Origin of the sequence: Microcoleus sp. Pol12B5 (assembly GCF_036701335.1) — a bacterium.
In the GTDB taxonomy this organism is placed as follows: domain Bacteria; phylum Cyanobacteriota; class Cyanobacteriia; order Cyanobacteriales; family Microcoleaceae; genus Microcoleus.
The window spans coordinates 78,721-93,695 of the sequence record NZ_JAUBQQ010000001.1 but is presented as its reverse complement, the minus strand read 5'-3'; the positions used below and the strand labels follow the sequence as shown (position 1 = coordinate 93,695).

Below are 14,975 nucleotides of genomic sequence, written 5' to 3'. Positions count from 1 at the left end.
TTAACCGAGTATGTCAATTGCACGGGAGAATCAAATTAAAGTTATTTACGATATCTCTGTCCTCGGACAGGGACACATGCACCAGCGCGCTAGAACCGGCATTTTTAGAGTTGTTGAAAGTATTGCTGAGAATTTAGCAAACTCGAAAGAATGCGATTTGTTATTTTGTGTCAGTCAGTATTTGCATTTGTTGGATGCGAGTTTCGATTATCTGGAAACGAATCCAAAATTAGCGGGTATTCCCCTGCTGCATTCGAGCTTTGCCAGGGTTTTTTACAGGCAGCTACTCGATGTTTACAATATGCTGGGTCTTCAAATCCAAGCAAATGAGGCCGGCAATGCTGTCGCGGAAAAAGCTGTTTTTGACCATTTGAAGAACAATTTACAAAATGCCGTTCAAATCATGGGTGGTTCCTGTGTTCTGGTAGATGCTAATCATTTAGAGTCAGCAGATATTTTTCACTCGCCCTACGATGAAATCCCTGTTTGGGCAAAGCAAACAAGTAAAGCTCAGATTTTTTTGACTATCTATGACTTGATTCCTGTTTTGTACCCGCAGTTTCTGCTGAGCGAGCAAATCCCTTTACTTTACAAAAAAACCTTAGCAAGCATCTCTCAAAAAGATTGGGTGATTTGCATATCGCATTGTACTAAGAATGATCTTTGCAACTATCTAAAAATTGACGAATCGAGAGTTATTGTCACTCACTTAGCTGCGGAACCGAGTATATTTTATCCTTGTCGCGATGCTGCAAAGATTGCCTCGATTCGCAGCAAATACGGGATTCCTGATACGGGTTACATTTTGAGTTTGGGTACGCTAGAACCTCGGAAAAATATAGACCACGCTATCCGCTGTTTTGCTCAACTGATTCAGGAACAAAAAATCAAAGATTTGTATCTGGTGTTAGTGGGGACTCCGGGGTGGAAATATGACAAAATTATGGCAGAAGTTTCCAAGCAGGGTTTATTGAAAGAGCGGATAATTTTTACTGGATACGTGCCAGAATCAGATTTGGCAGCTCTTTACAGCGGTGCTTTAGCTTTTGTATATCCTTCTTTTTACGAAGGTTTTGGTTTGCCGCCTTTGGAAGCGATGCAGTGCGGAGTACCGGTGATTACCTCAAATACATCTTCGCTTCCAGAAGTAGTTGGGGAAGCGGGAATTATGGTAGATCCAAAAGATACCGACGCGCTTTGTCATAGTATGCTGGAAATCTACAACAAATCATCGCTGCGAGAAAGTATGTCTTCCAAATCTTTGGCACAAGCTAAACTTTTTAGCTGGCAAAGGTGTACTGACGAAACTATCGCTGCTTATCAAACTGCTTTATCGTAATTTTACAGGAAACTCACCAATCATGAAAATAGTTATTGACGGCATATTTTTTCAAAGCCAGCAAAAAAGTGGGATTGCTCGCGTTTGGCAGTCTTTGATGGAAGAATGGGTAAAAAGCGGTTTTGCTGAGCATATAGTAATGCTGGATCGCGCAGGCACTGTACCGAAGATTGCCGGCATTCAATATCGCTCGATTCCGGTTTACGATTACAACAAAACCGATGCTGACAAACAAATGTTGCAGCAAATGTGCGATCGAGAAAATGCAGATTTATTTGTTTCTACCTACTATACAACACCGATTTCGACGCGATCGGCATTTGTCGCCTACGATATGATACCCGAAGTTACGGGAGGCGACCTGAATAATCCCATGTGGCGAGAAAAACATCATGCTATCCGCCAAGCATCTTCCTACATCGCCATTTCCCAAAGCACGGCCCGCGACTTAGTAAAGTTTTTTCCCCAAATATCTCCCGCATCAATTACTGTCGCTCACTGCGGCATTCAAAAACATTTTTATCCTTCTAGTCTACCAGAAATAGAAGCATTTAAAACTGCACACCGAATTGGAAAACCCTACTTTTTAATAGTGGGAGAAAGATTGGGATTCAACGGTTATAAAAATACGATTGCTTTTTTTCAAGCTTTATCGAGACTCAGCAGCAAGTCGGGATTTGATGTTGTTTGTACTAGCGGTCAACCTTCGCTAGAACCTAAATTACAACCGTACACTGCTGGTGTAAACGTCCACCTGCTGTATTTGGGCGACGCTGAATTAAGAGCGGCTTATTCGGGTGCGATCGCTCTGATATTTCCCTCAAAGTATGAAGGTTTCGGACTGCCAATATTGGAAGCAATGACTTGCGGTTGTCCCGTCGTCACTTCTCCCAACAGCTCGATTCCAGAAGTAGCAGGCGAAGCAGCATTGTATGTAGGTGAAAATGATGTTAATGCGCTGGGAAATGCCCTGCTTGACGTGCAGAAACCGGATATTTGCAACTCGTTAATTGCTGCCGGACTTGGACAATCCCGCAAATTTTCTTGGTCAAAAATGGCAACAACAGTTAGTTCAGCGTTGATGCAAGCCTGTGGCAGCCAACAGCAAATCGCGGCAAAATCGCCGGAAGCTCCAATCTTATTGTCAAGCATTATCGAGCAATACCAGAAAAATTCCGCTGATTTATCTGCACTAGAAAATGTCCGCCAAGCTAGAAAACAAATTGCTGCTATTTGGCTTAGCTTACCAGCCGAACAAGTTGCAAGTGCCTTTGCAGGCGAAGCAGGCAAACAGCACCAAGCGCTGCTGGCCAGCGACATTAGATATGAACCGCTAACGGACACAGAAGAGAGTTTTGTGAGCGAATTAGTCGCAAATGTCGCGAAAGGATTTAACGAGCCAAAAGCGATTAATTACCTGCTCGCAGCCATGCTGTACCGACGGGCAGACCAAATGCCGCTCAAGTACGATCGCGCTACAGTGCCTAATTGGTTCGCCAACGAATATCTCAAATTCATGTTTACTTGTCCGAACGTATTTCAAACCCGAGGAGAAGCAGACACTTACTATCAATTCATCCAAGGCTGGATTGATTACTTACATACTAATTTCTTCAACAATCCAGATTCGCCACTGTGGCAAAATATTGCTTTGTTATTCGCGCAAGTTGCGAACTTTATCCCGCTTTATTTTACCACGGCAAACCTACGCGATATTTACACCAAACGGGCGGAAATTATTGAGTTTTCGCTCAAAAATCGCGGCAGTTCAATTGATTGTATCTTCCCGGCGCGATCGCCAAATCGGACAAAAATCCGTGTGGGCATCATCAACGACCATTTCGCGCCGCAAACCGAAACCTTCGCTACCATCCCGGTTTTCGAGCATTTAAACCGCAACGAGTTCGAGATATACCTGTACGCGCTCAACACCAGCGGCCACCAATTAGAACAATACTGTCAAAGTCGCGCCGACAAACTGGTTGCACTTCCGAAAGACTTTGCATCGCAAGTCCAAACAATCCGCGCCGACGACTTAGATATCCTGTTTTTCGGTACGAATTTAACAGCTATTAACAAACCGCTGACTTCACTAGCAATGCACCGTTTAGCGCGGGTACAAACTACATCTTTCTGTTCCCCCACAACCACCGGAATCCGGCACATGGATTACTACATCGCAGGTCAATTTACTGCGCCGGATGCTAGTTATCAAGAACAATATCGCGAACAGTTGGCTGTTCTTCAAGGCAGCGGTTTTTGTTTCACATACGCAACAGAATCGGAAGTAGCTACAGTTAAACCTACCCGCCAAAGTCTGGGGATTTCAGACAATACAACCGTTTTTATCTCCGGCGCCAACTTCTACAAAATTCTGCCGGAGTTGAGAGAGAGTTGGGTAAAAATTCTAGCTGCTGTACCCGATTCAATCTTGATTTTATATCCCTTCGGACCGGCTTGGACTCGGACTTATCCAGCGACACCTTTTGTCAACAATCTGAACGCTGTTTGCGCTAAATACGGGGTCAATAACAACCGCTTACGGTTCGTAAAACAACTGCCTAGTCGCGCGGATGTGAAAGAATTTTTGCAGCTAGCAGATATTTATCTCGATTCCTATCCTTATGCTGGGGCAACATCGTTAATTGATCCTTTGCAAGTAGGATTGCCGGTGGTGGTTGTGGAAGGAAATGCTTTGCGGTTCCGCCAAGGTTCGGCGATGCTGCGGGAACTGCAAATGTCTGATTTAATTGCGTATGACGAAGCATCTTACATTCAGCTAGCCGTTACCCTCGGCACTAACCCGCAATTGCGGCAGCAAAAACGGCAGGAAATTCAGCAAAAAATGCAAGCTAATCCGGCTTGTTTTGATAGTGTTGCATACTCTGGGGCGATCGGCAAATTATTCCAAGAACTGTTTTGCCAATGGCAAACCAGCCACCTGGAAGCATCGCGAAACTTACAGGATAGCATTCCCAAGCAGCCTGATTTGGACGAGATTCTCTCGAATGCCCTCAAGCTTTACCAACGAAACTCCTCAAACATCTCAGCAATATCCGAACTGCGTCAAATCCGCAAACAAATCGCTGATTTTTGGCTGAACCTTCCCACTGAAAACCTCGAAACCGCTTACAAAAGTGCTTCAGGTAACAGCTATAAAATTCTGCTAAAAAGCGATTTCCAACGTCAACCGATGATCGAAAGCGAACAAATATTTTTGCAGCAATTAACCCAGATTAGCAAAGGATTAGTGCATCCCAAAGCTGTCAACGCCTTACTCGCGGCGATGCTGTATTTCCCGCCGGAAACTATGCGAATTCCCGCCGCTCGCAACCGTTTACCGCACTGGTTAATTGGGGATTACGAACAAGTTTTTGAAACGGAAGCCGCCGTCAAGTCTGATTCAACTTCTGACTTGCTCGCTCAATACATTCAAGCCCCGCAATTTGTGAATCAACTGTTAGGATGCGTCAATCTTTACCGCATTGATCCGTCAGACGAATCGGTACTTTTGGAACTCCGCCAAATCAGGAAACAAATGGCTGATTTTTGGCTGACTGTTCCTTCGGAGAAACTAGAAAATTTTTACCGAGGACAAGTTCGCAAGGGATATCAAGCAATTCTTAGCTGCGGCTTGCAAGCGGAATCGATGACTGAAGTCGAACAGCAGTTTTTGCACAAATTGACTGAAATTAGCAAAGGGTTGGTGCAGCCTCAAGCTATCAATGCTCTGCTGGGGGCAATGCTGTATTTTGTACCGGGTAAAATGCGGGTTCCCGATGCTCGCACCCGCTTGCCCCAGTGGTTGCTTGAAGATTACGAAAAGGTGTTTGAAAGCGCATTGGCGACCACAGAACAAACAGTGATCCAACAAGATTATATGCCGCAGTTTCTCAATGAATTAACTGCTGCCGTCAATCTCTATGAAATTGACCCGACGGATGAATTGGCAATAGCAGATTTGCGGCATATTCGCAAGCAAATTGCCGATTTGTGGCTGAGCGTTTCCGGCGAACAAGTAGAAGTTTTGTACCGGAGCGATTTGGGTAAGGGTTACAAAGCAATTCTGGGCAGCGGGTTTATTAAGGAGCCGCTGAATGAGAGCGACCGCGAGTTTTTTAACTTGTTGGTTGTTGAGTTGAGTAAAGGGTTTGGAACGCCTAAAGCTGTGAATAATTTGTTGGCGGCGATGCTGTATTGTCGCCCTGGACAGTTGCGGGTTCAGGATGCGAATACTTGTTTGCCTCCGTGGTTGTTGGAGGATTACGAGCAGTTTGTTGGGGGTGCCATCGAGCTTGCTGTTAAGTAAACGGCTCTACAGCAGATTGCAGGTGCATGGAGTACAATTTAAATCTTAAGCACCTGCGAAACTCGTTGACAAACTGTCGCTGCTGCACTACAATCCTAACCAACCTCGAAGAGATTGCTCAAGTCGCTCAGCATCAGAATCCGCTAATTTGCCAATTGTCGTTACAACCAAGCTTTCCTGCACTGTATACAAACCTCGCTTGACTGCTGTAGCCACATTTAACCCTGCTGTTGACCATTCAGCAAGTACGAACTCACCCTCAAGTAAGGATGCAGTTTTGCTTGTCAATGGCACAATCATAATGTCTTGAGATACGTGCGGTGCACTCACAACAATTGCTGGTCTTACCTTAGAACTAGACAAGTCTGAAAAGGGATATCTAACTAAAATTATGTCATTTTTAGAGGAGCTGGGCATAAACATCATCCTCAGTATTGTCCCAAACTCTATCTAGTGATGTTTGACTCGCTTGAAGCCAAAACTCAGCTTCTTCATCAGGTAAGAGTGTTACTAATACTTTTGCCCCTTCGGGTAAATCTGATAACTCCAGCAGTTCAATTTTCCCTTGTCGAACAGTAGCCCAAAGTGTTTTCAGCATATCCACCTCATAAACTGTGCTTTATGCAATTTGCACATTTCTGGTACATTGTCGCACTGAGCGACTAATTACAACCTCACATACATAGATCGAGGAAGTATTTAAGCCTGATTTAGGATCAATTTAACACAAGTTCTGGCTGCTGAGTCTCAAACAAAGGGCGAGTTACCTGACGCAGCAGCACTGTTTCTAAACTGCCTTCCACTACATTTGCTGCTTCTATTTCCAACTCGCCCCACAATAGCCGATCGCCTTGATTGGGCATTTTACCTAAGTTGTGGATCACGAATCCGGCGATTGTTTGGTAAGCTTGGTTACTCGGCAGGTTTAACCCGAGTTTTTCGTTAACTGCTGTCACTTCCCATACGCCAGAAATTAGTGCCGAATGAGCATCTTTTTGGACGAGAGTTGCCTGGGAAGTTACCAACAGCGGTTGAGACTCTTTACTGGTAATCCAACCAGTCAGCAGTCGCACGGTACCGTTGAGAATTGCTAGCAGCGGCCACAGTAATTTTGAGCAGAGTTCGAGGGTCGGCATCAGCAGCAAAGCGGTACGTTCTGGGGCGTGGGTTGCTAATACTTTGGGGATTAGTTCTCCTAAGACTATTTCTACGTAAGTTACTAAGATAAAAGCTACGGGAACTGCGATCGAATGAGCAGTCAGCACGGCCGACAAATGACCGATCGGCAATTTGTCTATCCACGGTTCGATCCAGTGTACAGTCGCTCCCTCACCCAACCAACCCAACAGCAAACTCCCTGCTGTTGTGCCAGTTTGAGTCACAGACAGGTAATGCGGTATGTTGTTTTGAGCTTGGTGGACGAGTTCGGCGGTTTTGGCGGTTGGGCGATCTTCCAAATGGGCAAGTTGGCGGATTTGATGGCGATCGGCTGATACTAATGCTAGTTCTGACGCCACAAAAAAGGCAATTAAAAGTGTTAAGCCCACCAACATTGCTAATCTCAGCATTGTTTGAGCGACTTCTATTTCCAGGCAAGTAAGGTTGTTCAAGATAGATATCTAATATGATAGAGGTTTTAGCTTAATTCTTTTATTTTAGCTTGGATTCAGATAGCTTTATCCCCCGACATTTCGGATATCCCCACTACCCTTATTCGTAGGTGCGCCGAGGCACACCTTACCCGTCGAACTTGTGAACTCTTTTTCCTCTCTTCCTTTGCGCCCTTGGCGTCTTCGTGGTTCGTTTTAACTGAGATATTGCACGATTCTCAATTACTTGTTTAGGAATAGGCAAGATGCCTGTTCCACAAGAGATGATTTTTTTTGTGGAACAGGCATCTTGCCTGTTCTTGACAATGGTGCAAGATGTGAGCTAAAAAAAGAATCTAATTCACAACACCGGAACTCATTACTGTATCAACTCTCCCTTATTTCCCGGATCGAGTTAATTTCCGTAAAAGTCTGCACCGGATCGGACTTCAACCCGCCTTGAATATAATTCAACTTCACTTCTTCTAACAAATCCGACAGCAGCGACTGCAATTCCGCGAGAGTTTTCTCATCTTGCAATTCCCGCCGCAAACTTTGATTAAATTCTTGGCTGAAATTATCGAGAATTTTTCTACCTTTATCGTCTTCATAAGTAGTAGCTACCACATCAACAGCAGTTTGAGCCAAATAATTCGCTAACTGTTCCGTCATCTCCGTCGGCAAAATATTAATCGGAGAGAAAGTTTGCAGGATTTGATAGAAATCCGACTGTTTGATTGTTGTTTCCAAATTGTGGTGCAGCAAATCTTCCAAATCCGGTTGCACCTGCGGCAAAACTTTGTAAATTGTCAGATCCAAAATCCGCTTGGTAATTTGTTCGATCGTATTTTCTTGATTGACGTGAAGGTACGGCTGCTGCGCCAGCAACATCTGCGCCACGTCGCCCTGTTTGATCGAACTTTTAGCTTGATTGATAAACCGCACCATCATGTATTCCGACATCGTATTGGCTAAATAAGCCACCGGTTCGTAGGTAACTTGAGTAACTACGCGATCGAGATTTACCAAACCCGACTTGTGCAGCCGCACCAATACCGGCAGAATCCGCCACCCCTGCCAAATCGGGATCACCAGAAACACTTCGTACCAGCGCCTCAGCACAAAATTAAACCAAGTTACCCCCGGTTTACGGCGGGTGTGGAACAGACTTTTAATCAAAAATTCCGCCCCAAAAAAACCGATAAAAAACGTATCAATTCGCCAAAACTGGTCAGCGCTTTTCAAATATTCGGGATTTTGCAAACTCGAATTAATGCCTTTAATCGGGTCATAAATTTTAACTAAACCCGGAAAATAGCTCTGATAAACAGGACGCAACTGAAGGTAACTGAAATGGAAAAGCACCAGCAAAAAATTGACCACCGCTACTAATGCGCTCATTTTGGCCCAAGAAATTGCTTTTTTGGACATTTTTCCCTCGGTGTTGTTAACTGTTGTGTGGGAATCTGACATAAAAATAATCTTTTGAATTTGCTACTCGATAAATCTATCTTGTGGCTGAGGCTAAAAAACTCTTAACCTAGTATAATTCCTTATACTCCAAGTATAAGGAAACCAAATGCCGTGAAATTAAAAACAGTCATATCGCTGCTCAAAGAAACTTTTACTGAATGGCAAGAAGATAAAGCCCCAACCTTAGCCGCCGCCCTAGCCTATTACACAGTCTTCTCCCTGGCCCCGCTGCTAATTATCGTAATTGCGATCGCCGGTTTAGTCTTTGGTGCAGACGCAGCCCAAGGTCAAATCGTCGCCCAACTCCAAAGCTTAATCGGGAAAGATGGCGCCGAAACCGTCCAAGAACTAATCCTCAAAGCCTCCGAACCAAAGTCGGGAATGATTGCTACTTTAGTCGGTATCGCTACACTTTTGTGGGGGGCTTCCAATGTGTTTACTAATCTCAAAGAAGCCCTCAATACTATTTGGAATGTTTCACCGCCTCCCGGACGCGGGATCTGGGGATTTCTGCAAGATCGCGTATTGTCTTTTGCAATGATTTTAGGCATAGGCTTTCTACTGCTAGTATCTTTAGTAATTAGTGCCATTTTAGCCGCCGTTAGCTATTGGTTGAACGGCTTGCTGCACTTACCAGTCGGCATTTGGCAGGTTGTGGACTTTGTTCTCTCCTTTGGCGTAGTTACGCTGCTTTTTGCCTTAATTTACAAACTTTTGCCCGATGTCAATCTTGCCTGGAATGATGTTTGGATCGGCGCCGCCATCACCTCAGTGCTATTTACGATCGGCAAATCATTAATTGGAGTTTACCTAGGTGGTAGCGGTATTGCCTCTACCTACGGTGCTGCTGGCTCGTTCGTGATTATCTTACTTTGGATCAATTATTCGGCTCAGATTCTCTTCTTAGGTGCTGAGTTTACTCAAGTTTGGGCTAACCGCTACGGTTCCCTGATGCTGGCAAAACGCAAAAATTTGCTCAGCATTCAAGCTGAGGAATCCTCCGGGCCCAAACACCGGTAGAATTCTTAATATTAGATACAAAAAAATGCGATCGCTCGCTTTTGAGCCAGCCGGATGCCAGTACCTTGAAACCTATGTCAGTTGGGACGGCGAGGCCTGTCGAATCACTAAATTTTAGACTCAACCCATCGCCAAATCTGCCCGTGAACTTGACCGGGCGAACACTTAGTAGTATCACTGGATATGGTTGAAACCAGTTTATCTTGATCCCTATCGCTGCCCTTCGGTGATGACCGAAAAATTTGAAGTTTGCGATCGCCCCGAAAGAGATTTGTTTCCTTGCCAGTCCCCAATTTCAACGGTGAAACCAATCTCAAGTCCACAAACTGGGATATTTCAACCTGAACTGATATCAGGAGGTACTTTTGTACGCATCAAAACATCTGGGAAGCCACCTGCTCCCTATGTCAGACATGGAGCTAATTCGCCTGTGGGTAAACCGCAAATCCCCCCGCAACCGGCGCTTTAGCTGGCAGGCGGCCAACCATTTTCGAGTCTTTGTCGCAAAACCGCTGGCACAAGTTACTCTGACAGATGTGGAGACTTTCGCCGGAGCGATGAGATCTCGGAAACTTCCACCGCGTTTCTACCAGCAAACCTTGCTAGCGCTGAAATCGCTGTTCGCCTTCGGCCAGCAAACGAAAATTTTGCCCGCAACACTCCCCCTTCACCGGTGGCCGATTCTGCGCCGGAATCACTCCAAACTCCTTCGTTTTCAACTCTCTTGGGGTTTCTTAATCTGTTTGTGCTTTTTCTTAGGTCGAATGACGCCGAGGCTGTTGTGGGGACAATCGGTCTCGGCAGGAAGCTCGCCCGCCCCGAAACGCCTGCAGGAAGTTGCGGCGCTCGATTCACCAGACAAACGAGAGGATAACATCGATCGCGATCGATCGCCCAAAACTGCAACCCTGAATTCACCAGAGCCCAGACAGGATAGCAGACTCGATAGCATCAGCCCCGAACGTCGAGTCAAAGCCTTTCTGGACACCATCGCAGCCGCCGAAGGAACCGCTAGCCCCGACGGCTACCGCACCCAGTACACCGGTACAAAATTTGTCAGCTTTCAAGATCATCCCAGGGAAATGAGGTGCGGCCGCCGCTATGGTAAAAAACTCTGTTCCGACGCAGCGGGGCGATATCAGTTTCTCAGCACCACTTGGGACAGATTTGCCAAAAAATTTGGCGTCCGCGATTTCAGCCCAGAAAATCAAGATTTGATGGCTATAGAGTTAATCCGAGAAAAAGGTGCATTAGAAGATATAGAAGCGGGTCGATTGGAGCCCGCAGTAAGAAAACTCGCTTACATCTGGCCTTCTTTTCGGCGTTATGGCGGTTCCGTGGAATCGTCGATGCCCAAACTCGAAGCAATGTACCTGCAAAATTTGGGGATTTACCGACAAGGATTAGTTGTTAGCAATTAGTCAACTGTTCAAGGACGAGTGGAGATTAGAGTTTGGGAATTTTGGATGAAATTTTGACATCCAAAATTGAAAATGGGGCCGTTATGGGTGATGTCTATTCTTCAGAAATTTAAAAATTAGGCTAATTTTCCATCTTCCATGTGAACGATGCGATCGGCAATATCCAAAATTCGGTTATCGTGGGTTACTAACAAAATTGTACAACCCTGTTCTTTGGCAAGTTGCTGCATCAAATTCACCACTTCGCGACCGGATTTGCTGTCCAGCGCGGCTGTTGGTTCGTCAGCTAAAACAATTTGCGGTTGACTGACCAAAGCGCGGGCGATCGCAACTCTTTGTTTTTGTCCTCCCGACAAATCATCTGGATAATAGTTAATCCGCTGTTCCAATCCTACTAACTCTAGCATTTTTGCAGAGCGATCGCGCATTTGAGAACGCGACAAATTCCCGTGAACTTCCAAACCCATTTGCACGTTTTGCAGCGCTGTCAAACTGCGGTGCAAGTTGTGCGCCTGAAAAATATAACCAATCTTGCGCCGCGCCTTTACCAATTCGTCTGCACTCGCTTTGCACATTTCTTGACCGAGAATTTTGAGACTTCCCGATTGACCGGATCTCAGCCCGCCAATCAAAGTTAAAAGCGTTGTTTTTCCCGAACCGGAAGGCCCCGTCATTAGCACAATTTCACCTGCATTAATATCGAGATTAATGTCAAAAAGTACCTGTTTTCGCAGTTGACCTTGACCGAAGTAGTGGTCGAGTTGGTGCGCGGAAATTATAGATGCAGGAATCTGTAATGCGTTGGTTGTCGGGTAGAGAGTAGTAGAGTTCATAACTTTTTGGTTTGAGGTTTGAGGTTTTAAACTTAATCGCTTTTGCCGCCGATAATGCAGAGGGAAAACAAGAGAATGATTACAAAAAATATGGGTGTATTCAGGACTTTATACAAAATTTTGCTTTAATACCCCCTTTATTCTTTATTCTCTTAGAGAGGGACTTAGTTTGTCTAGTAGCGGTTTCAACCGCCGAATCCTATAAACTGATTCATTTTCCCTTAAAACATATCTGCCGGATCGGCGGCTTGCAGCTTGCGAGTAGCAATTGCTCCCGAAATAGTGCACATAATCACGTTCAAAAGTAATACTATAAATGCTCTAAGCAGCGTCATATAAAGCGGTAAATTTGTGGCTTGGCGGGTTAAAGAGTAAAGTCCGAAAGAAACTCCTACTCCTGGCAAAAAACCGAGGACGGAAAGAATTAGAGCTTCTTCAAAAACGATGCCCAGTAAATAAACATTGCGGTAGCCCATCGCTTTAAAAGTAGCGTATTCTCCCATGTGGTCGCTGACATCGGTTGAGAGAACTTGATAAACAATAATCACACCAACTACAAAACCCATCGCGACGCCTAAATTAAACACAAAGCCGATCGCAGTATTCTTAGCCCAATAGTTTTTCTCAAAATCGATAAATTCTTGTTTGGTTAATACCTTGACATCCGGCGGCAAATATGCTTTCAAAACTTGTTGAACTTCCACGGGGTCAGCACCCGGTTGCAGTTGAATTAATCCGGCATTAACACTCGCGGCATTTTGTCTCGCAAACAGGCGCAGGTAATTTTGATCGCTAGTCATCAAAATACCATCGGCGGCAAAAGATGCTCCAACTGTGAATAAACCGCTGACGTTAATCGTGCGTCGCTCGACCTCAGCTTTAACGGCTTTGCCTCGATCGATTTGGGCGATCGTTTTTTGGTAATCTCCCCTAGAAGCTCGATCGAACAACACAGTATCCGGCAATTTAATCACGCTCAAATTTTGGTTGACTTCGGGAAGCGCAAACGCAGGGCGATTCGGATTGAAACCCACCACCATTAGCGACGTTTCGCGCCGAGTTTCGGGATTTTTCCAGTTAGCAATTTTCACGTAAAGTGGCTCGGCTGATTTCACCCCCGGTACGTTCATTGCTTGATACAATCTGCGTCTGGGGAAGGAAGACAAATTAATCAAATTTCTCGCTTGGGGGTGAATCAAAACTAAGTCTGTTTGCAAGCTTTGGTGCAGCCGCGTATTGCTGGTGTAAAGGGCATTTTGAAAGCCTAACTGCATGAACATCAAAACGTCAGCAAAGGCAATTCCTGCTACTGCAACGGCCATTCTGCCTTTGTCGTGACTCAGTTGCAGCCATCCGAGGGAAGTTCTGCGTCTTAATTGTTGTAAGGGTTTTATGAGTCCAAGCATAGGATTTTAGATTTTAGATTTTGGATTTTGGATTGAAGAAAGTGACCCTGCGGTTTAAGAATTCTTAATCTTTAATTTCCCCGATCGCCACTTTGACTTGCAAATTGGTGAATCCCGCTACTTTCTGGCTGGAAGCTTGATCTAAGCGCACTTTTACTTCGACAATTCGACTATCAATATTCGCAGAAGGATCGGTGTTAACAATGTTTTGTCGCTGCACTTGCAAACCAATATGTTCGACAGTTCCCCGCAATTCGCCTGTCAAAGCATCGCTAGTAATTTTGGCGGTTTGTCCGAGGCGTACTTTGTCCACATCGCTTTCGTAGATTTCCGCAACAGCCAGCATCTCGCGAGTTTGTCCAAGTTCGACAATGCCGTCGTTTCCCACCCTTTCCCCCGGATGCGTATGAATTTTCAGGACTTGGGCGTCTCTGGGAGCACGGATGTAAGCTAGATCCAGATTGGCTTTGGCTTGTTTGGCTGCAGAAGCGGCGGAACTGACTTCGGCGGCTGCTGCTGCTATGTCAACGGGGCGTACTTCGGCGATGCGATCGAGATTTGCTTTGGCTTCGTCGATTTGCTGTTGTCGAGATTGCTCAACTTGGCTGAGTTTGGCTTGCGCTTCGTTAATTTGTTGTTGGCGGGATTGCTGAATTTGGTTAAGTTTGGCTTGCGCTTCGTTAATTTGTTGTTGGCGGGATTGGCGAATTTGATTCAGTTTTGCCTTTCCTTCGTTGATTTGCTGTTGGGCGGTTTCGGCGGCGAGGCTTTTGCTGTCGCTAGTTGAGGCGGAAATTGCTCCCTGTTCATAGAGTTGGGAGTAACGCTGATCCTCGCTGATGGCGTTGCGGAGTTCGGCTTGTAGACGGGCAATTGTGGCTTGTTGGGTTTGAATTTCACCTTGTTGTTCGGCCCTGATGCGGGCAATTGTGGCTTGTTGCGCTGCAATTTCGGTGCTGCGATCGATTTCTAGACGGGCAACGATCGCCTGTTGCGCTGTGATTTCGTTGCTGCGATCGGCTCTTATGCGGGCAATAGTGGCTTTCTGGGCTTGGATTTCGCCGTTTTTGGCTCCAGCTTTGACTTTTGCTAGGTTTGCCTCGGCGACGCGCACTTGTTCTTGAGCTTGGTCTAGGGCCGCTTGCAGGCGATCGCGACTGTCGAGAATTGCGATCGCCTGGCCTGTTTTCACCCTGTCTCCCTCTTTTACCAACAGTTGATCGATCCGGTTTCCTTCCGCAGCACCGGAGGCGGAGACTTTAATTACTTCTCCTCTGGGTTCGAGTCGCCCCAAGGCTGTAACTGTTGTTAATTGGGATGCTGTGACGGCTGCTGCTGCGGCTACTGCGTTCGGATCGGGTATGCGCGATCGCCAGATCGTATAGCCTGTGGTTCCTGCTGCCCCCAGGGTTGCTACTGCTGCCACAACTAGGAGTTGTTTAACTAGGGATGGATTTGAGGATAAGCTGTCTGCTGTTGGTTGGTGTACCATGACATACCTCTTTTTGAAGAATAAAACTAAACCGTTTAGTTCTGATATGTTTTAATACTAAACCGTTCAGTATAATAATGTCAAGATCCCAAA

11 protein-coding genes are annotated in these 14,975 nt (G+C 45.6%); 4 read left to right on the top strand and 7 right to left on the bottom strand.

Translation table 11 applies throughout. The features are described from left to right. Positions 1-10: 10 nt before the first annotated feature. Together QUA24_RS00315 and QUA24_RS00310 are read left to right on the top strand one after the other, a co-directional pair. Positions 11-1,339, top strand: coding sequence for a glycosyltransferase family 1 protein (locus QUA24_RS00315; protein ID WP_333226326.1), 1,329 nt, complete (start codon positions 11-13; stop codon positions 1,337-1,339). Positions 1,340-1,361: 22 nt separating this feature from the next. After that, positions 1,362-5,648 carry an O-linked N-acetylglucosamine transferase family protein gene (locus QUA24_RS00310; protein ID WP_333226324.1) on the top strand — a complete coding sequence of 1,429 codons (4,287 nt, stop codon included), beginning with the start codon at positions 1,362-1,364 and terminating at the stop codon, positions 5,646-5,648. An 87-nt stretch (positions 5,649-5,735) separates the two neighbouring features. On the opposite strand, the gene QUA24_RS00305 is transcribed toward QUA24_RS00310, so the two are convergent. The 4 genes from QUA24_RS00305 to QUA24_RS00290 form a co-directional block, all read right to left on the bottom strand. Next, positions 5,736-6,065: a type II toxin-antitoxin system PemK/MazF family toxin gene (locus QUA24_RS00305; RefSeq protein ID WP_333211971.1), complete on the bottom strand. Its 330-nt coding sequence runs from the start codon at positions 6,063-6,065 to the stop codon at positions 5,736-5,738. Beyond that, the gene (locus tag QUA24_RS00300; protein WP_333211969.1) at positions 6,049-6,246 is read right to left on the bottom strand and encodes a hypothetical protein; all 198 of its coding nucleotides are present in this window, start codon (positions 6,244-6,246) and stop codon (positions 6,049-6,051) included. The genes QUA24_RS00305 and QUA24_RS00300 overlap by 17 nt, the downstream gene beginning before the upstream one ends. 118 nt (positions 6,247-6,364) lie before the next feature. Continuing rightward, positions 6,365-7,258, bottom strand: a complete 894-nt coding sequence (locus QUA24_RS00295; protein ID WP_333226321.1) for a CNNM domain-containing protein — start codon at positions 7,256-7,258, stop codon at positions 6,365-6,367. Between the two features lie 366 nt (positions 7,259-7,624). Beyond that, on the bottom strand, positions 7,625-8,710 hold the full coding sequence (locus QUA24_RS00290; RefSeq protein WP_333211966.1) for a hypothetical protein: 1,086 nt from the start codon (positions 8,708-8,710) through the stop codon (positions 7,625-7,627). A gap of 111 nt (positions 8,711-8,821) precedes the next feature. Between QUA24_RS00290 and QUA24_RS00285 the strand changes: the two genes are divergently transcribed. Further along, positions 8,822-9,730: a YihY/virulence factor BrkB family protein gene (locus QUA24_RS00285; RefSeq protein ID WP_333211964.1), complete on the top strand. Its 909-nt coding sequence runs from the start codon at positions 8,822-8,824 to the stop codon at positions 9,728-9,730. Between the two features lie 404 nt (positions 9,731-10,134). Next, positions 10,135-11,151, top strand: a complete 1,017-nt coding sequence (locus tag QUA24_RS00280; protein WP_333226319.1) for a glycoside hydrolase family 104 protein — start codon at positions 10,135-10,137, stop codon at positions 11,149-11,151. Positions 11,152-11,267: 116 nt separating this feature from the next. On the opposite strand, the gene QUA24_RS00275 is transcribed toward QUA24_RS00280, so the two are convergent. From QUA24_RS00275 to QUA24_RS00265, 3 genes are all read right to left on the bottom strand, one after another. Beyond that, positions 11,268-11,984: a DevA family ABC transporter ATP-binding protein gene (locus QUA24_RS00275; protein WP_333211960.1), complete on the bottom strand. Its 717-nt coding sequence runs from the start codon at positions 11,982-11,984 to the stop codon at positions 11,268-11,270. A gap of 221 nt (positions 11,985-12,205) precedes the next feature. After that, positions 12,206-13,390, bottom strand: coding sequence for an ABC transporter permease DevC (gene devC, locus QUA24_RS00270; RefSeq protein ID WP_333226317.1), 1,185 nt, complete (start codon positions 13,388-13,390; stop codon positions 12,206-12,208). Positions 13,391-13,454: 64 nt separating this feature from the next. Next, entirely contained in the window at positions 13,455-14,882 is a 1,428-nt protein-coding gene (locus tag QUA24_RS00265) for an HlyD family efflux transporter periplasmic adaptor subunit (RefSeq protein WP_333211956.1), read from the bottom strand. Positions 14,883-14,975: the final 93 nt, after the last annotated feature.

Bases quoted from the DNA above. Each gene is read 5' to 3' on its own strand.
- QUA24_RS00315 (WP_333226326.1), top strand. From the start codon at position 11: ATGTCAATTGCACGGGAGAATCAAATTAAAGTTATTTACGATATCTCT.
- QUA24_RS00310 (WP_333226324.1), top strand. From the start codon at position 1,362: ATGAAAATAGTTATTGACGGCATATTTTTTCAAAGCCAGCAAAAAAGT.
- QUA24_RS00305 (WP_333211971.1), bottom strand. From the start codon at position 6,065: ATGCCCAGCTCCTCTAAAAATGACATAATTTTAGTTAGATATCCCTTT.
- QUA24_RS00300 (WP_333211969.1), bottom strand. From the start codon at position 6,246: ATGCTGAAAACACTTTGGGCTACTGTTCGACAAGGGAAAATTGAACTG.
- QUA24_RS00290 (WP_333211966.1), bottom strand. From the start codon at position 8,710: ATGTCAGATTCCCACACAACAGTTAACAACACCGAGGGAAAAATGTCC.
- QUA24_RS00280 (WP_333226319.1), top strand. From the start codon at position 10,135: ATGTCAGACATGGAGCTAATTCGCCTGTGGGTAAACCGCAAATCCCCC.
- QUA24_RS00275 (WP_333211960.1), bottom strand. From the start codon at position 11,984: ATGAACTCTACTACTCTCTACCCGACAACCAACGCATTACAGATTCCT.
- devC (WP_333226317.1), bottom strand. From the start codon at position 13,390: ATGCTTGGACTCATAAAACCCTTACAACAATTAAGACGCAGAACTTCC.
- QUA24_RS00265 (WP_333211956.1), bottom strand. From the start codon at position 14,882: ATGGTACACCAACCAACAGCAGACAGCTTATCCTCAAATCCATCCCTA.